The 18,126-nt window shown below is 67.0% G+C and carries 16 protein-coding genes; 12 read left to right on the plus strand and 4 right to left on the minus strand.

Annotated features, from left to right (window positions below; genetic code table 11):
• Positions 1-7 precede the first annotated feature (7 nt).
• A complete protein-coding gene (locus AC10QF_RS18050) occupies positions 8-346 on the minus strand; it encodes a HesB/IscA family protein (RefSeq protein ID WP_005417401.1) in 339 nt (112 codons plus the stop codon).
• Positions 347-474: 128 nt separating this feature from the next.
• Here AC10QF_RS18050 and asnS point away from each other — a divergent pair, with 128 nt between their 5' ends.
• The 12 genes from asnS (at position 475) to AC10QF_RS18110 (ending at position 10,962) form a co-directional block, all read left to right on the plus strand.
• Positions 475-1,869 carry an asparagine--tRNA ligase gene (gene asnS, locus AC10QF_RS18055; RefSeq protein WP_494542628.1) on the plus strand — a complete coding sequence of 465 codons (1,395 nt, stop codon included), beginning with the start codon at positions 475-477 and terminating at the stop codon, positions 1,867-1,869.
• Between the two features lie 30 nt (positions 1,870-1,899).
• A complete protein-coding gene (locus AC10QF_RS18060; protein WP_005417403.1) occupies positions 1,900-2,199 on the plus strand; it encodes a hypothetical protein in 300 nt (99 codons plus the stop codon).
• Between the two features lie 5 nt (positions 2,200-2,204).
• Positions 2,205-2,519: a hypothetical protein gene (locus AC10QF_RS18065; RefSeq protein ID WP_005417404.1), complete on the plus strand. Its 315-nt coding sequence runs from the start codon at positions 2,205-2,207 to the stop codon at positions 2,517-2,519.
• 7 nt (positions 2,520-2,526) lie between these two features.
• Positions 2,527-3,165 (plus strand): FMN-binding negative transcriptional regulator, encoded by a 639-nt coding sequence (locus tag AC10QF_RS18070; RefSeq protein WP_252744954.1) that lies wholly within the window; start codon positions 2,527-2,529, stop codon positions 3,163-3,165.
• 72 nt (positions 3,166-3,237) lie between these two features.
• Positions 3,238-3,900 (plus strand): carbonate dehydratase, encoded by a 663-nt coding sequence (gene can / locus AC10QF_RS18075; protein WP_005417406.1) that lies wholly within the window; start codon positions 3,238-3,240, stop codon positions 3,898-3,900.
• A 20-nt stretch (positions 3,901-3,920) separates the two neighbouring features.
• Positions 3,921-4,442 carry a 3-hydroxyanthranilate 3,4-dioxygenase gene (locus tag AC10QF_RS18080; RefSeq protein ID WP_049439577.1) on the plus strand — a complete coding sequence of 174 codons (522 nt, stop codon included), beginning with the start codon at positions 3,921-3,923 and terminating at the stop codon, positions 4,440-4,442.
• Positions 4,443-4,580: 138 nt separating this feature from the next.
• The gene (gene kynU, locus AC10QF_RS18085; protein WP_111176106.1) at positions 4,581-5,855 is read left to right on the plus strand and encodes a kynureninase; all 1,275 of its coding nucleotides are present in this window, start codon (positions 4,581-4,583) and stop codon (positions 5,853-5,855) included.
• A gap of 31 nt (positions 5,856-5,886) precedes the next feature.
• Positions 5,887-7,254, plus strand: coding sequence for an FAD-dependent oxidoreductase (locus AC10QF_RS18090; protein ID WP_053500712.1), 1,368 nt, complete (start codon positions 5,887-5,889; stop codon positions 7,252-7,254).
• A complete protein-coding gene (gene sbcB / locus AC10QF_RS18095) occupies positions 7,254-8,693 on the plus strand; it encodes an exodeoxyribonuclease I (RefSeq protein WP_005417410.1) in 1,440 nt (479 codons plus the stop codon). The genes AC10QF_RS18090 and sbcB overlap by 1 nt, the downstream gene beginning before the upstream one ends.
• Positions 8,690-9,376, plus strand: coding sequence for a DUF2461 domain-containing protein (locus AC10QF_RS18100; protein ID WP_053500718.1), 687 nt, complete (start codon positions 8,690-8,692; stop codon positions 9,374-9,376). The genes sbcB and AC10QF_RS18100 overlap by 4 nt, the downstream gene beginning before the upstream one ends.
• A complete protein-coding gene (locus AC10QF_RS18105) occupies positions 9,376-10,368 on the plus strand; it encodes an aldo/keto reductase (protein ID WP_171957309.1) in 993 nt (330 codons plus the stop codon). The genes AC10QF_RS18100 and AC10QF_RS18105 overlap by 1 nt, the downstream gene beginning before the upstream one ends.
• A 42-nt stretch (positions 10,369-10,410) precedes the next feature.
• Complete coding sequence (locus AC10QF_RS18110) at positions 10,411-10,962, plus strand: DUF2939 domain-containing protein (RefSeq protein WP_171957308.1); 552 nt, start codon at positions 10,411-10,413, stop codon at positions 10,960-10,962.
• A 60-nt stretch (positions 10,963-11,022) separates the two neighbouring features.
• On the opposite strand, the gene AC10QF_RS18115 is transcribed toward AC10QF_RS18110, so the two are convergent.
• The 3 genes from AC10QF_RS18115 to AC10QF_RS18125 form a co-directional block, all read right to left on the minus strand.
• The gene (locus AC10QF_RS18115) at positions 11,023-11,967 is read right to left on the minus strand and encodes a 5'-nucleotidase (RefSeq protein ID WP_005417414.1); all 945 of its coding nucleotides are present in this window, start codon (positions 11,965-11,967) and stop codon (positions 11,023-11,025) included.
• Positions 11,968-12,014: 47 nt separating this feature from the next.
• A complete protein-coding gene (locus tag AC10QF_RS18120) occupies positions 12,015-12,788 on the minus strand; it encodes an NAD kinase (protein ID WP_069139728.1) in 774 nt (257 codons plus the stop codon).
• A 281-nt stretch (positions 12,789-13,069) separates the two neighbouring features.
• A complete protein-coding gene (locus AC10QF_RS18125) occupies positions 13,070-18,046 on the minus strand; it encodes an NAD-glutamate dehydrogenase (protein WP_494542629.1) in 4,977 nt (1,658 codons plus the stop codon).
• Positions 18,047-18,126: the final 80 nt, after the last annotated feature.

An 18,126-nucleotide genomic window follows, 5' to 3' on the forward strand; every position in this document is an offset into this window, starting at 1 on the left:
CCGCGCGTCAGGCCTTGTCGGCGTCGGTGGTGAAGCTCTCGCCGCAGCCGCACTCGGCGGTGGCGTTCGGGTTGCTGAACGTGAAGGTCTCGCTCAGGCCATGCTTGCCGAAGTCGATCACGGTGCCGTCCACCAGCGCCAGGCTCTTGGCGTCGACATAGATCTTCACGCCGTCCTGGTCGAACACGGTATCGCCCTCGCGCTCGTCGCGGGCCAGGTCGGTCACGTGGCCCCAACCGGAGCAGCCGGTCCTGGTCACGCCGAAACGCAGGCCCAGCGCGCCGGGGGTCTGGGCGACAAAGCGCTGCACGCGCTCGAAGGCAATGGGGGTCAGGCTGACGGCCATGGGGCTACTCCAGAGGTACGGGGACATTATAAGGAGCCGTTGCCGCGAAAAATGCCTCGCAAGCAGAACGCTGCAACCGGTAAACTCCCGTGTTCACAGATCGAGTCGATCAGCAGAGGATTCAAGTCATGACGGTGGTCAGCGTTGAACATGCGCTTGCCGGGAAGATCCCGGAAGGCGGCGAAGTCACGGTACGCGGATGGGTGCGCACGGTGCGCGGTTCAGCGAATCTGGCCTTCGTGAATGTGAGCGACGGCTCCTGCTTCGCCCCGATCCAGATCGTGGCCAACGACACCCTGGGCAACTTCGACGAGATCAAGCGCCTGACCAGCGGCTGCTCGGTCATCGCCACCGGCACCCTGGTGAAGTCGCAGGGCAAGGGCCAGTCGTTCGAGATCCAGGCCAGCACGCTGGACGTGGTCGGCTGGGTCGAAGACCCGCTCACCTACCCGATCCAGCCCAAGCCGATGTCGCCGGAGTTCCTGCGCGAAGTGGCACACCTGCGCCCGCGCACCAACCTGTTCGGCGCAGTCACCCGCATCCGCAACTGCTTGGCCCAGGCCGTGCACCGCTTCTTCCACGAGAACGGCTTCAACTGGATCAGCACCCCGATCATCACCACCTCCGATGCCGAAGGCGCCGGCCAGATGTTCCGCGTGTCCACCCTGGACATGGTGAACCTGCCGCGTGACGAGAAGGGCGCGATCGACTTCAGCCGCGACTTCTTCGGCAAGGAAACGTTCCTGACCGTGTCCGGCCAGCTGAACGTCGAGGCGTACTGCCTGGCGCTGAGCAAGGTCTACACCTTCGGCCCGACCTTCCGCGCCGAGAACAGCCACACCACCCGCCATCTGGCGGAGTTCTGGATGATCGAGCCGGAAATCGCCTTCGCCGACCTGGCCGAAGACGCACGCCTGGCCGAAGAGTTCCTGAAGTACCTGTTCCGCGCCGTGCTGAACGAGCGCAGCGACGATCTGGCCTTCATCGCCGAGCGCGTGGACAAGAACGCGATCACCAAGCTGGAAGATTTCATCAACGCACCGTTCGAGCGCATCGACTACACCGATGCGGTCAGCCTGCTGCAGAAGTCCGGCAGGAAGTTCGACTTCCCGGTGGAATGGGGCCTGGACCTGCAGACCGAGCACGAGCGCTGGCTGACCGAGGAGCATGTCGGCCGTCCGGTGGTGGTGACCAACTATCCGGAGCACATCAAGGCCTTCTACATGCGCCTGAACGACGACGGCAAGACCGTTGCCGCGATGGACGTGCTGGCCCCGGGCATCGGCGAGATCATCGGTGGCAGCCAGCGTGAGGAGCGCCTCGACGTGCTGGACGCGCGCATGGCCCAGTTCGGCCTGGATCGTGAGCACTACAGCTGGTACCGCGACTTCCGCCGCTATGGCTCGGTGCCTCACGCGGGCTTCGGCCTGGGCTTCGAACGCCTGGTGGTGTACGTCTGCGGGCTGTCCAACATCCGCGATGCGATCCCCTACCCGCGCGCCCCGGGCAGCGCGGACTTCTAAGCCCCACACGTCCACGGAGGTACGGCTCCCATGACCCTGTTCTTCGCCCTGTGTTTCGTCGGCGTTGCAGTGGCCGGGTTCAGTGCCTTCGTGATCTTCTGGCCGCTGACCCTGGTGCACGTTCGCGACCGCCATCCGGCGCTCGCCGAGCGCTTCGGCAGCGGCGCCTTCCTCAAGCCCGATGCCCTGGCCTGGCTGTTGCGCCGCGACTATCGCCAGCAGCCGGACCGCTCGCTGTCCGGGCTGGCGACGCCGGCCTGGGTATCGCTGCTGACCCTGCTGGCCGGACTGGGCATGGCCGCCCTGCTCTGGCTGGCCTCGCTCTGGTAACCCCCATGAATGACATTTCTGCCTCGCGCGACAGCTGGTGGCTGGCCAGCCTCGGCAACACCCTGATCTGGGCGCGCCTGCGCGTTCGCCCGGCCGGCACCGCCGAAGTGCTCGACAGCGATGGCAACACGCTGAGCTACGACAGCGAAGACACCGCCCGTTCGCAGTTGTTCGACGCCGAATTCGTCGAGTATGACGGCCTGGACGAGGAAGACGCGCTGGTGCGCGGCTTCAGCCTGCACGAAGTGCAGCCGCCGCAGGCCGACAACGACGAGGGCCTGCGCGGCCGCATGATCCAGTCGCTGGGCGCGCGCGCCTGATCCAGGCATGTTCACTCCACGCGCCTTCGCCGAGACCGACCTGCTCTGGCTGGACCGCCTGCTGGCGCGCGATCCGTTCGTCACCGTGCTCACCCCCGGCAGCGATGGCCTGCCGGAGCTGACCCGGATGCCGGTGCTGTACCGGCGCGAGGGCGAGCGCATCGAGCTGCGCGGGCACTGGGCCCGCGCCAACCCGCAGTCGCGCCACAGCGGTGCGGCCAAGGTGCTGGTCGACGGACCACACGGCTACGTCTCGGCCAGCTGGTACCCGGACAAGGAGCCTGCCGCACGGGTGCCGACCTGGAACTACGCCGCCGCCGAGCTGCATGGCCAGTTGCACACCTTCGACGACACCGATGCGCTGGCCGAACTGGTCGGCGCGATCAGCGATCACTTCGAAGCCAGTGTCGGCCAGGCCTGGCAGTTCGATGCCACGCGCGCCGAACATGGCCCGGAACTGCGTGCCATCGTCGGCTTCCGTTTCCAGGTCGAACACGTGCAGCTGAAGCTGAAGCTGAGCCAGAACCATCCCGACGCCAACCAGCGCGCCGTGATCGCCGAACTGGAACAGCTGGGCACCCCTTCCTCCACCGAGTTGGCGCAGTGGATGCGCTGGCACCGCGAACAGGCCGCCCGCAGCGGCTGAACACCCCCGATTCCCGCGACGTCGCAGCTGGATGGCTGCGGTGCGCCCCCACCCGACGCCAGGGACCCGAACATGAAAGACATCCACAAGCTGCTGCAGAACAACCGCGACTGGGCCGACCGCATCGAGAAGGAGGACCCCGACTTCTTCCACCAGCTGGCCAAGCAGCAGCATCCCGAGTACCTGTGGATCGGCTGCTCCGATTCGCGCGTGCCGGCCAACCAGATCATCGGCATGGCGCCGGGCGAAGTGTTCGTGCACCGCAACGTCGCCAACGTGGTCGCCCACACCGACCTTAACTGCCTGAGCGTGGTGCAGTACGCGGTGGACCAGCTGAAGGTCAAGCACATCCTGATCGTCGGCCACTACGGCTGCGGCGGCGTGCATGCCTGCCTGCACAACACCCGCGTCGGCCTGGCCGACAACTGGCTGCGCCATGTCGGTGACGTGGTGCAGAAGCACCAGGGCATCCTCGACGCCATCGAAGACGACGAACTCAAGCACGCCCGGCTGTGCGAGCTGAACGTGATCGAGCAGGTCGCCAACCTCTGCCGCTCGACCATCGTGCTGGATGCCTGGGCCCGCGGCCAGAAGCTGATGGTGCACGGCTGGGTCTACAGCCTGAAGGACGGCCGCGTGCGTGAAATGGGCATCGACGTCGGTTCGCTGGAAGAGCTGCAGCCAGCGTATGAAAAAGCGCTGTCCTTCGTGCCGCGCAAGGGCCGTCGCGACTGATCCCCACACGGATGACCACCATGCTCGCCCCACCGATCAACCTGCACGCCTGGATCGAAGAGAACCGCCACCTGCTGAAGCCGCCGGTGGGCAACAAGATGATCGACAACGGCGATTTCATCGTGATGGTGGTCGGCGGGCCGAACTCGCGTACCGACTACCACTACGACGAAGGCCCCGAGTGGTTCTACCAGCTCGAAGGCGAGATGGTGCTGAAGGTGCAGGAGGACGGCGCGGTGCGCGACATTCCGATCCGCGCCGGCGAGATCTTCCTGTTGCCGGCGAAGGTGCCGCACTCGCCGCGGCGCCCGCCCGGGGGCATCGGCCTGGTGGTCGAGCGCAAGCGGCTGCCGCATGAGATGGACGGCGTGATCTGGCACTGCGAGCGCTGCAACCACAAGCTGCACGAAGAGTATTTCCCGCTGCAGAACATCGAAACCGACCTGCCCAAGGTGTTTGCGCGCTACCACGCCAGCCTGGAACTGCGTACCTGCAGCCAGTGCGGGCACGTGGATCCGCTGCCGGTGCCGGCGGCGGGCTGAGCACCTGCCCCTGTAGAGCCGAGCCCATGCTCGGCTTCGTGGCCCGGCAGCCGAGCATGGGCTCGGCGCTACAGGTTCGGCGGCAGGCACGCCGCCAGGCGCTACACTGGCGGTCCCGTTGCAGCCTGTTGCCCGACCATGTCCGACCTGCTCAGCCGCACCCACGCCATCGCCCTGGACGCCGCCGATCCGCTGCGCCCGCTGCGTGGCGAATTCCTGATTCCGCGCCATGGAGGCGGCGAGCAGACCTACTTCGTCGGCAACTCGCTGGGCCTGCAGCCGCGCGGTGCGCAGGCAGCGGTGCAGGAAGTGATGAAACAATGGGGCGAACTGGCGGTGGAAGGCCACTTCACCGGCCCGACGCAGTGGCTGTCCTACCACCGCCTGGTGAGCGCGCAGCTGGCCCGCGTGGTCGGCGCACTGCCCAGCGAGGTGGTAGCGATGAACACGCTGAGCGTGAACCTGCACCTGATGATGGTCAGCTTCTACCGGCCGACCACGCAGCGCCCGGTGATCCTGATGGAAGCCGGCGCATTCCCGACCGACCGCCACGCGGTGGAAGCTCAGATCCGCTTCCATGGTTTCGACCCGGCCGAGTGTCTGGTGGAAGTGCAGCCGGACGAAGCCAACGGCACGATTTCGCTGGCCGCGATCGAACGCGCCATCGCCGAGCACGGCCCGCGCCTGGCACTGGTGCTGTGGCCCGGCGTGCAGTACCGCACCGGCCAGGCCTTCGACCTCGATGCGATCACGCGCGCCGCACGCCTGCAGGGCGCACGCATCGGCTTCGACCTGGCGCACTCGGTTGGCAACCTGCCGCTGCGCCTGCATGAGGTGGCGCCCGATTTCGCCGTGTGGTGCCACTACAAATACCTCAACAGCGGCCCGGGCGCGGTGGCCGGCGCGTTCGTGCACGAGCGCCACCATCGCGACACCACCCTGCCGCGCTTTGCCGGCTGGTGGGGCCATGAGGAATCGACCCGCTTCCAGATGGCGCCCCAGTTCACCCCCGCCATCGGTGCCGAAGGCTGGCAGTTGAGCAATCCGCCGATCCTCGGCCTGGCACCACTGCGTGCCTCGCTGGACCTGTTCGAGCGTGCCGGCATGGAGGCGCTGCGCAGCAAATCGCTGGCGCTGACCGGCCTGCTCGAAGCACTGGTCCGCGCACGCCTGCCGCAGGTGCTGGACATCATTACCCCGGCCGATCCGCAGCGCCGCGGCTGCCAGTTGTCGCTGCGCGTGGTCGGTGGCCGCGAGCGTGGCCGTGCACTGTTCGAGCACCTGCGCGGCATCGGCGTGCTCGGCGACTGGCGCGAGCCTGACGTGATCCGCATCTCGCCCACCCCGCTCTACAACCGCTACCTGGACGTGCACCATTTCGTCGAGGAAGTGGAAGCCTGGGCCGGCCTGTAAGCCGACCCCTCCCCTGCTGCTGGACAGTTCGTTGATCGCACACGCCTCCCGCTCGTTGAGCATTATCGGTGCCGGCCTTGCCGGGTCCCTGCTGGCCATCCTGCTGTCACGGCAAGGCTGGCGCATCACCCTGTACGAACGCCGTGGCGATCCCCGCATTGCCGACTACGAGAGCGGTCGTTCGATCAACCTGGCGTTGGCCGAGCGCGGGCGCAATGCACTGCGCCAGGCCGGCGTGGAAGACGAGGTGATGGCGCGCGCGGTGATGATGCGCGGGCGCATGGTGCATCCACGCGACGGCGAACCGCAGCTGCAGCGCTATGGCCGCGACGACAGCGAGGTGATCTGGTCGATCCATCGCAGCGATCTGAACACCACGCTGCTGGAACTGGCCGAACAGGCCGGTGCCACCGTGCACTTCCATCGCCGCCTGCATACCGTGGATTTCGATGCGGGCTACGCGCGTTTCATCGATGACCGTGACGACAGCCCGCACGACATCCGCTTTGACACCCTGATCGGTGCCGACGGCGCGGGCTCGGCACTGCGCGCGGCGATGAACCGTCGTGCGCCGCTGGGCGAGGACATCGCCTTCCTTGACCATTCGTACAAGGAACTGGAGATCCCGCCGGCCGCCGACGGCGGCTTCCGCATCGAGCGCAATGCGCTGCACATCTGGCCGCGCGGCCACTACATGTGCATCGCGTTGCCCAACCACGAAGGCACTTTCACGGTCACCCTGTTCCTGCCCAACCAGGGCGATCCCAGCTTTGCCACGGTCAACACCGGCGCGCAGGCCGAGGCGCTGTTCGCGCGCGAGTTCGCCGACACCCTGCCGCTGATTCCCAACCTGCGCAAGGACTGGGAACAACACCCGCCGGGCCTGCTCGGCACGCTCACCCTGGAACGCTGGCATCAGCAGGGCCGCGCCGTACTGATCGGTGACGCCGCGCATGCGATGGTGCCGTTCCACGGCCAGGGCATGAACTGCGCATTCGAGGACTGTGTTGCACTGGCCCGCCAGCTGATGGAGGCCGATGACCTGGAAAGCGCGTTCGCCGCGTTCGAAGCCGAGCGCAAACCGAATGCACGTGCCATCCAGCAGATGGCACTTGAGAACTACCTGGAGATGCGCGACCGCGTAGCCGACCCTGCATTCCTGCTGCAACGCGAGCTGGAGCAGGAACTGCAGCGGCGCTGGCCGACCCGCTTCGTGCCGCATTACACGATGGTCACCTTCCTGCACACGCCCTACGCCGAGGCGCTGCGCCGCACCGAACTGCAGCGCGACCTGCTGGTTGCAGCCACCGCCGGTCACGATTCACTGGACAACATCGACTGGGCCGCACTGGAAGCGCAGGTCCACGCGCAGTTGCCGGTCCTGGAGGGCGCGCACTGATGGCAGACAGCTTCCTGTTCTACGACCTGGAAACCTTCGGCCAGGACCCGCGGCGCACGCGCATCTCGCAGTTCGCCGCGATCCGCACCGATGCCGACCTCAACGAGATCGACACGCCGGTCAGCTTCTTCGTGCGCCCGGCAGACGACCTGCTGCCCTCGCCGATGGCCACCCTGGTCACCGGCATCACCCCGCAGCAGGCCCTGGCCGAGGGCATCAGCGAGGCCGAAGCCTTCGACCGCATCAACGAGCAGCTGTCGCGCCCCGGCACCTGCGCACTTGGCTACAACACCCTGCGCTTCGACGATGAGTTCGTCCGCTACGGGTTGTTCCGCAACTTCCACGATCCCTACGAGCGCGAGTGGCGCAACGGCAACTCGCGCTGGGACCTGCTGGACATGCTGCGGCTGATGCGCGCGATGCGCCCGGACGGCATCCGGTGGCCGCTGCGCGAAGACGGCGCCACCTCGTTCAAGCTCGAGCACCTGGCCGAGGCCAACAACGTGCGCGAAGGCGATGCGCACGAAGCGCTGTCAGACGTGCGCGCCACCATCGGCATGGCTCGGCTGTTCAAGCAGTCGCAGCCGCGCCTGTGGGAGTACGCACTGAAGCTGCGCGACAAGCGCTTCGTCGGCGGCCTGCTGGACGTGGCCGCGATGAAGCCGGTCCTGCACATTTCCATGCGCTACCCTGCCAGCCGCCTTTGCGCCGCACCGGTTCTGCCCTTGGCCGTACACCCGACCATCAACAACCGGGTGATCGTGTTCGACCTGGAAGGCGAGATCGACGACCTGCTGGAGCTGCCGGCCGAGGTGATCGCACAGCGCCTGTACATGCGGGCCAGCGAGCTGCCCGAAGGCGTGACACGCGTGCCGCTGAAGGAAGTACACCTGAACAAGGTGCCGGCACTGATCGCATGGAACCACCTGCGCGCCGACGATCATGCGCGCCTCGGCCTGGACGTGGCCGCGATCGAGGCCAAGGTGGAACGGCTGCGCGCGTTCGCTCCACAGCTGGCCGAGAAGGCACGCCAGGTCTACAACCAGCCCCGCGTCGCGACCGTGGCCGATGTCGATGCCTCGCTGTACGACGGATTCCTCGGCAACGGCGACAAGCCGCTGCTGGCGCTGGCACGCACCACCGCGCCGGAGCAGCTGGCCGCGCTGGAAGGCCGCTTCCGCGACCCGCGCCTGCCAGAGCTGCTGTTCCGCTACCGCGCACGCAACCATCCCGGCAGCCTCGCGCCGGCCGAACACCAGCGTTGGCAGGATTACCGCCGCCAGCGCCTGCTCGGCGACGGCGGCCTGGGCGAACTCAACCTGCCCCAGTACCAGCAACAGCTTGATGCACTGGCCGCCGAAGCGCCCGGCGACGCGCGGCGCCAGGCCCTGCTGCAATCGTTGCGCGACTGGGGCCAGCACCTGCAGGAGACGCTGTGAGCACCTATTTCTCGGACGCCAGTTTCAAGTTCCTGCGCAGCCTGGCGCGGCACAACGACAAGACCTGGTTCAACGACCACCGCCAGCAGTATGAAGACCACGTTCGGCAGCCGTTCCTGCGCCTGCTGGGCGACCTGCAGCCGGCATTGGCCGAGGTCAGCGAGCACTTCCGCGCCGATACCCGCGGCGTCGGCGGCTCCCTGTTCCGCATCCACCGTGACGCGCGCTTTTCCAACGACAAGTCACCGTACAAGACCTGGCAGGGTGCGCGCCTGTTCCACGAGCGGCGCCGCGAGGTGGCCGCGCCGTCCTTCTATGTGCACCTGCAACCCGGCGAGAGCTTCGTCGGCGCCGGCCTGTGGCATCCAGAACCGGAAACCCAGCGCCGCGTGCGCCACTTCATCCTCGACAACCCGGGCAGCTGGAAGGCCGCCGCGCATGCGCCGGCCCTGCGCAAGCGCTTCGATTTCGAGGAGAGCGAGAAGCTGGTGCGCCCCCCTCGTGGCTTCCCGGCCGACTTCGAGTTCATCGACGACCTCAAGCACCGCAACTGGGTGATGTGGCGCTCGCTGGACGACGCCACGATGACCGGCCCACGCCTGCTGTCCACGCTGGGCAAGGACCTGGCCGCGCTCGGCCCGTTCGTCGACTACCTGTGCGCTGCGCTGGACCTGGAATTCTGATGTCGCAGAATCTTCCGCTGGCCCGCCAGCGGCGCGTGCTCGGCCGCACCGGCCTGGCCGTTTCACCGATCGGATTGGGCTGCTCCGGCTTCTGGGGTCATCGCCGCTTCCCCGAGCATGAGGCGGCTGCTGTGGTCGAACATGCGCTTGCCCACGGGGTGAACCTGCTCGACACCGGTCACAACTATTCCGGCTTCCATGCCGAGCCGCGCCTGGGCCGCATCCTGCGCCCGTTGCTGAAGCAGTACCCGCGCGATTCACTGGTGATCTCAAGCAAGGGCGGCACGCTGACCGGCCAGGCTGGCATCAGCGGCGCCGAGCAACGCAACTTCTCGCCCGCGGCCATCACCGCCAGCTGCGAGGCGTCGCTGCGCAACCTCGGCCTGGACCATCTTGATGTCTACCAGCTGCATGGCGCCAGCGAACACGACATCAGTGACGACCTGCTGGCGGCACTGCAGCGCCTGCGCGAACGTGGGTTGATCCGGTACACCGGCATCAACACCCACTCGGCCTCGACCCTGCGCTGGATGATCGCCCATCCGGACGCCTTCGATGTGGTACTGCTGGACTACAACGCCCTGCAGCAGGACCGAGAACCGCTTATCGATCGGCTGCAGGCAGTGGGCATCGGCGTGCTGGCCGGCACCGTGCTGGCGCAAGGACACCTGCTGCCGGCGCGTGCGCGCCTGCCACGGCTGGCCGATGGCTGGTATCTGGCGCGCGCGTGGCTGAAGCCCAGCAGCCGCCAGCTGATGCGCAGTGCCCGCCAGATGCGGCGCGCGGTGGCCACGATCCACAGCCAGCGCCCGGCCCAGACCGCCTTCGCCTATGCGCTGGGCCATCCCGGCGTTGCCAGCGGCATCCTCGGCACCACCCGCACCCGCAGCCTGGACGAAGTGCTGGCGACGCGGCTGGAGGCGCTGACTCCGGCGGAACGCCAACGGCTGGTCGATGCCTTCGGTGATGGCCGTGGTTCGCCCAGTCAGTGAGTCTTCACCCGGCACTGCCGCCGTTGCGGCAGTCTGTCCGGCATGAAGAAGCTCACCGCACTGCTTGTGCTGCTGGTCCTGGCCTTGGCGGCCTGGTGGTTCGGCGGCCCGTACCTGACCGTCAATGGCCTGTCCAAGGCCATCGAGCAGCGCGACACTGCGCGCCTGGAGCGCTACGTCGATTTCCCGCGCGTGCGCAGCAGCCTGCGCGCGCAGCTCAATGACTACCTGGTGCGCCAGGCCGGCCCAGACGTGGCGGCCAGCCCGTTCGGTGCCCTCCTCTACGGCCTCGGCGACCAGCTCGGGGGGGCCGCGGTGGAAACCATGGTGACCCCGACCGGGATCGGCGCGATGCTGCAGGGCCACGTGCTGTGGAAGCGTGGCCGCAATGAACTGCAGGGTGGCGACGCCTTCGGCGCAACTGAACCGGCGCGGCCGTTGAAGAATGCCGAACATCATTTCGAAGCGCTGGACCGCTTCGTGATCGATGTGGATCGCGGCCCCGGCCAGCCACCGATGAAGGTGGTGCTGGAGCCGCAGGGCCTGCGCTGGAAAGTGGTGGACCTGCAGCTGGGGATGTCGGGCAGCCCCTGATCGGACCCGTGGCCTGACGGCAGCGCCAACCAAGGTGGGCACCTACCGGTCGAATCCGCCCTATCCCTCGTTGGCGACGCCGTGCGGTACGTGGCCGGCAGCCACATGCTCGCGGGCACTGTCGATGTTGTGCTGCGAATCATCGAAGAAGATGTCGGCACCGAAGGCCTGCAGGAACGGCCCCTTGTGCCGGCCGCCGAGGAACAGTGCTTCGTCCAGGCGCACGCCCCACTCCCGCAGGGTACGGATCACCCGCTCGTGCGCCGGGGCCGACCGCGCGGTCACCAGTGCGGTACGGATCGGCGCGCTGTCGCCAGCCGGGAACACTTCCTGCAGCGTGTGCAGGGCCGACAGGAAGCCGCGGAAGGGGCCGCCACTGAGTGGCTCGCGGGCGCGTTCGCGTTCGTGGCGGCCAAAGGCTTCCACGCCCTGCTCGCGCGAAATGCGCTCACTCTCGTCACCGAAGATCACTGCGTCACCGTCGAAGGCAATGCGCAGCTGGCCGGCCGGGCGACCGGTATCGATCTGGTCGGCCGCTGCCGCAGCGGTCTCACCCGGTGGCTTGGGCAGGATGGTCGCCGCCGCGATGCCATGGCGCAGCGCGCTGCGCACCGATTCCGGGTTGGCCGACAGGAACAGGTCGGTACCGAACGGCTTCACATACGGCCAGGTCGGCTCGCCAGCGGTGAACGTCGCACGGATGATGCCCAGGCCGTAATGCTGGATCGAGTTGAAGATGCGCAGGCCGGTATCGGCCGAATTGCGCGACAGCAGGATCACCTCGACCCGCGGGTTCTCCGGGCTGGCGCCCTGGTTCAGTGCCAGCAGCTTGCGCACTACGGGAAAGGCCACGCCGGGACCGAGGATGTCGTCCTCATGTTGGCGCTGGAACTCGGCATACGCCGCCACGCCATCGCTCTCGAACAGCGCGTGGCTTTCCTCGAGGTCGAACAGCGCGCGCGAGGTGACCGCGACGGTCAGCAAACGGGGGGAGTTGTCGCCCATCGGTGGGGGTCCTTCAAGCGGTCGGCGGGGCCGGCCGCCCATTGTCCTCAAAAAACGAACTGTTCGCTCAGGATCCGGTCTTCCAGGTTGTGCTCCGGGTCGAACAGCAGGGTCACACGACGGTCCCTCGACTCGCGGATGGTCACCTCGACCACATCGCGGGTCTCGTGCGAATCAGCGGTGACGCTGACCGGACGCTTGTAGGGATCGAGCACGCGGAAGCGCACTTCGGTGTCGGCCTTGAGGATCGCCCCGCGCCAGCGTCGCGGCCGATACGGAGCCAGCGGCGTCAGCGCGATGGTATGCGACCCCAGCGGCAACACCGGGCCGTGCGCGGAATAATTGTAGGCGGTACTACCGGCCGGGGTGGCCACCAGCACGCCGTCACCGATCAGCTCGGCCACCCGCTCCTGGCCGTTGAGGTCGATGCCGATATGGGCCGCCTGCCGGGTCTGGCGAAGGAGCGAGACATCGTTGTACGCCAGCGAACCGGTACTGGTGCCCGACTCGGTCAGCGCCACCATTTCCAGCGGGCGCAGGTTGGCCGGTTCAGCACGGGCAATGCGGGCCTGCACGTCATCGTCACCGCGGTACTGGTTCATCAGGAAGCCAACGGTGCCCAGCTTCATGCCGAACACCGGCTTGCCCAGGTGCCCGTGCCGGTGCAGGGTCTGCAGCATGAAACCGTCGCCACCCAGCGGGCACAGCACGTCGGCCTGCTCGGGCGCGTGATCGCCATAACGCGAGATCATCGCCGCGCGGGCCATCTGTGCAGGTTCGGTGCTGCTGGCCAGGAAAGCGATGCGGGGGGTGTCGCTCATCGGTGGATCCGGGTGGGTGTGCCAGCAAGAGCATACCCGGTCGTGCCGGCCGCTGGCCGGCTGCTGCACCCGGTTGCGATTCATGAGGTTGCCGGCCAGCGGCCGGCACTACCAGACAATGCAGAACGGCCCCGCTTTCGCGGGGCCGTTCCTCCAACTGCTGCAGATCAGGAGCCCCCCTGAGTCAGGGGGGCGCGCCAACGGCGCGGGGGTCTGGGAGCATGGTTGGCATGGGGCGCACGGTTTGCAGAGCAATCCGTGGGGCGTCAGCGCGAATGCGCTTACGCACCATGCGCGGCCAGCTGGCCCAGGCGCTGCACCGCGACCGAGACGGTCGGGTAGTCCAGGGTCTTCTGCTCGGCCAGTTCGGCCAGCATCGCCAGGGTGAAGCGCAGGCTGTTGTCGTCGCGGCCCATCCAGGCAGCGACCTTGGCCTCGGCACTGCTGCCCTTGGTGCCCAGCACCTGCCCGGCCAGGTTGCGGTGGTTGGCTGCCAGCTCGTCACGCAGCACGCCACGCGCCACCGCGTGCCAACGACCGTTGACCTCCAACGCGTCGACCTGCTCGAACAGCCACGGCAGCTGCAAGGCATCGCCCAGGCGGAAGTGGACCTTGGACACGTCCACCGGCTTCAGCTTGCGGGTGCGGGCCAGTTCGATGATGTCGAACGCCGGCTCCAGGAAGTGCAGTTCGGCCAGCTGCTGTGCCAGTGCAGACGGCAGGCCCTTTTCCTTCCACTCGGCCACCAGGGCTTCGTAGGTCGGACGCTGCGAATCCGGCAGCACGCCCGAAGCAACGCGAATGTCGTTGAACGGGCCCTGGTAGCGGTTGACCGCCTCGGTGATGCCCGGCATCGCGCCCGGGCGCGACAGCAGCCAGCGCACGAACGAACGCTGCAGCTTCCATATCACTTCCAGTGCGTCGATCTGCACCGACTCCGGCACCTTGCCGTCGAGCGCGTCGATCTGCGCCCACAGTGCGCGTGCATCCAGCGTTTCACGGCTGATGGTGTAGGCCTTGGCGACCTCGGCGATGGAACGACCGGTGTCTTCCTGCATGCGCATCAGGAAGGTGGCGCCCATGCGGTTGATGGTCTGGTTGGTCACGGCCGTGGCGATGATTTCGCGCTTCAGGCGGTGACGCTCCATCGCGTCGGCGTACTTCTTCTGCAGCGGGGTCGGGAAGTAGCGCTGCAGCTCCTTGGACAGGTACGGATCTTCCGGAATGTCCGAATCCAGCAGCTGGTTGAACGCCACCAGCTTGGAATAGGACAGCAGCACCGACAGCTCCGGACGGGTCAGGCCCTGGCCGCGTGCCTTGCGCTGCGAGAGCTCGGCATCGGACGGCAGGAACTCGATCTGGCGATCGAGCAGGCCCTGCTGTTCCAAGGTGCGGATGAAGTGCTGCTTGGACCCCAGGCGCTTGACTGCCATCCGCTCCATCAGGCTCAGTGCCTGGTTCTGGCGATAGTTGTCGTTGAGCACCAGCTCGGCGACCTCATCGGTCATCGACGCAAGCAGCTTGTTGCGCTGCTCGACGGTCAGCTTCTTGGCCCGCACCACATCGTTGAGCAGGATCTTGATGTTGACTTCGTGGTCGGAGGTATCGACGCCGGCCGAGTTGTCGATGAAGTCGGTGTTGAGCAGCACGCCGGCCTGCGCGGCTTCGATGCGGCCCAGCTGGGTCATGCCCAGGTTGCCGCCCTCGCCCACCACCTTGCAGCGCAGCTCGCCACCGTTCACGCGCAGCGCGTTGTTGGCGCGGTCGCCGACATCGCTGTGCTGCTCGCTGGCGGCCTTGACGTAGGTACCGATGCCGCCGTTCCACAGCAGGTCGACCGGTGCCTTCAGGATCGCGCTCATCAGATCGTTCGGCGACAGCGCCTTGACGTTCTCGTCCAGGCCCAGCGCCTCACGCACCTGCGGGGTGATCTCGATCGACTTCAGGCTGCGCGGGTACACGCCGCCGCCCTTGCTGATCAGCTTGGTGTCGTAGTCCGCCCAGCTCGAACGCGGCAGGGTGAACAGGCGCTCACGCTCGATGAACGACGTGGCCGCATCCGGATTCGGGTCCAGGAAGATGTGGCGGTGGTCGAACGCAGCGACCAGGCGGATGTGGCGCGACAGCAGCATGCCGTTGCCGAACACGTCGCCGGACATATCGCCGACGCCAACCGCAGTGAAGTCCTGGCTCTGGCTGTCGCGGCCCAGCGCACGGAAGTGGCGCTTGACCGATTCCCACGCGCCGCGCGCGGTGATGCCCATGCCCTTGTGGTCGTAGCCGACCGAACCACCGGAGGCGAATGCATCGCCCATCCAGAAGCCGTGCGCGATGGCCAGGCCGTTGGCGATGTCGGAGAAGGTCGCAGTGCCCTTGTCTGCGGCCACCACCAGGTACGGATCGTCCATGTCGTGGCGCACGACATCCACCGGCGGCACGATCTTGTTGTTGACGATGTTGTCGGTGATGTCCAGCAGGCCCTGGATGAACAGCTTGTAGCAGGCCACGCCGTTGGCGAAGATCGCATCGCGGTCGCCGTTCACCGGCGGGGTCTTGGCGAAGAAGCCGCCCTTCGCGCCGACCGGCACGATGACAGTGTTCTTGACCATCTGCGCCTTGACCAGGCCCAGCACTTCGGTACGGAAGTCTTCGCGGCGATCCGACCAGCGCAGGCCGCCACGCGCAACCGCGCCGAAGCGCAGGTGGGTACCTTCCACGCGCGGGCCGTACACGAAGATCTCGCGGTACGGGCGCGGCTTCGGCAGGTCCGGCACCAGCGCCGAATCGAACTTGAAGCTGATGACATGGCCGTGCTGGCCGTTGGCATCGGTCTGGTAGTAGCTGGTACGCAGGGTCGCGTCGATCACGCCCATGAACGAGCGCAGGATGCGGTCCTCGTCCAGGCTGGACACGCGATCCATCAGCTTCAGCAGTGCATCGCGCGCGGCCTGCATCTGCGCGTCGCGGTCCCCCTTGCGGGCATCGACCACGCTCTTGAGCACCTTCAGGGTGGCATCGTCGCCAGCGGCCAGCACATCGAAGTGGGCCTTCAGCTGGGCCTGACCGGCCGCGATGTCGTCCTTGCTCTCATGGCCGGTAGCCGGATCGAAGCGGGCCTCGAACAGTTCGACCAGCAGGCGGGCCAGCAGCGGGTAACGCGCGAAGGTGCCTTCCACGTAGGCCTGCGAGAACGGCACGCCGGTCTGCAGCAGGTACTTGCAGTAGCCACGCAGCATGGCGACCTGGCGCCAGTGCAGGCCAGCAGCCAGCACCAGGCGGTTGAAGCCGTCGTTCTCGGCGTCGCCGTGCCAGACGCGGGCGAAGGTCTCGCCGAAGGCTTCATCGACACTGGCGGCATCGATCGCGCCAGCGGTCGACTCGACCTCGAAGTCCTGCACGTACACCGGCGCGTTGTCGACCGACAGCCGGTACGGACGCTCGGCGATCACGCGCAGGCCCATGTTTTCCATCATCGGCAGCGCGTCCGACAGCGGGATGTCATCCAGCTGGCGATACAGCTTCAGGCGCAGGCCATCGCCGCCCTCGCGCGGCACGGCCTGCAGGCTCAGGCGCAGGTCGTCCGGGCCGGTCAGCGCGTCGAGCTGGCTGACATCATTGGCGGCAACGGCGGTGCTGTTGTCTTCGATGTAACCGGCCGGCAGCGCCTTGCCGATGCGGGCGGCAATGCGCAGGCCTTCGGTCTCGCCATGGCGGGCCACCAGCGCCTCGCGCAGGTCGTCCTGCCAGTTGCGCAGCACCTGGGCCAGCTTCTGCTCCAGTTCGGCGGTATCGACGTCGAGCATTTCACCCGGCTTCGGGCGCACGATCAGGTGCACCTGGGCCAGCGGCGATTCGCCCAGCACCACCGAGCTGTCGACGTACTCGCCGTGCAGCGCGTCCTTGAGCATCGCTTCGATGCGCAGGCGCACGTCGGTGTTGAAGCGCTCGCGCGGCAGGTAGACCAGCGCGGAGATGAAACGGCTGTACTTGTCACGGCGCAGGAACAGGCGGCTGCGCACGCGTTCCTGCAGGCCTAGCACGCCCATCGCGGTGCGGAACAGTTCGTCCTCGCTGGACTGGAACAGTTCTTCGCGCGGCAGGGTTTCCAGGATATGGCGCAGGGCCTTGCCACTGTGGCTGGCCGGGGCCAGCCCGGACTGCTTCATCACATGCTCGTGGCGCTGGCGCACCAGCGGGATTTCCCACGGGCGACGGTTGTAGGCGCTGGAGGTGAACAGGCCGAGGAAACGCTGCTCGCCGATGATCTTGCCCTTGGCGTCGAACTCCAGCACGCCGATGTAGTCCATGTAGCCGGCGCGGTGCACGCGCGAACGGGCATTGGTCTTGGTCAGGATCAGCGCATCCTTCAAACCGGACGTGGTATTCAGGCCCTGCGCGGCCAGCGTCTTGACCGGACGGGCGGCGGACTTGTCCTTGCCGCGCATCAGGCCCAGGCCGGTGTCGTTCAGCGGCGCCAGCACCTCTTCCTTGCCCTGCTTCTCGACGCGGTACTCGCGATAGCCGAAGAAGGTGAAGTGGTTGTCAGCGGCCCAGCGCAGGAACTCCTGTGCTTCCTTGCGCGACGCGTCGTCGACGGGCAGCTGGCGGCTGCCCAGGTCGTCGGCCAGTGCCAGCGCCTTGTCCTTCATCGGCTGCCAGTCGCGCACGATTGCACGCACTTCATCCAGCGCCTTGTTGATGGCCTGCTCGATGGCGGCCATCGCATCGGCCGGCTGGCGGTCGATTTCCAGCAGCATCACCGACTCGGCATCACCTTCGCCGACCTTGACCAGCTTGCCGGCCTTGTCGCGGGTGAAACGCAGTACCGGGTGGCCCAGCACGTGGACGCCCACGCCCTGCTCGGCCAGCGACATGGTGACGGTATCGACCAGGAACGGCATGTCGTCGTTGACGATCTGCAGCACGGTATGCGGCGATTCCCAACCGTTGGCCTTCGCGGTCGGATTGAACACGCGGACGTTGGCCTTGCCAGCCTTGCGGGCCCGGGCGAATTCCAGCGTCTCAGCCGCGAGAGCGGCCCACTCTTCAGCGCTGTGGTGCGGGAACTCGTCCGACTCCATGCGCTTGTAGAAGTCAGTGGCGAAGGCCACTGCTTCGGCCTGTGCGGCCGCGGGGTAGCGCTTGCGCAAGGCCGTGTACACCGGCTCCAGGGAGAAACCAGCGGTCACTGCGACCTCCGACTCTGCTGGTTTCGTCTTGTTTTTCACGGTCTTGGCTGCGGTTTTTTGCGGTTTCATGGCAGAGCGATGCGCTTGCTCAGTTGGGAAAATGAAATTGTAGCCCTACCGCACGAAAAGGCCTTGCTGCAGGACGGAAT

Source organism: Stenotrophomonas maltophilia complex sp. Om-AH-Sm3 (assembly GCF_059337855.1).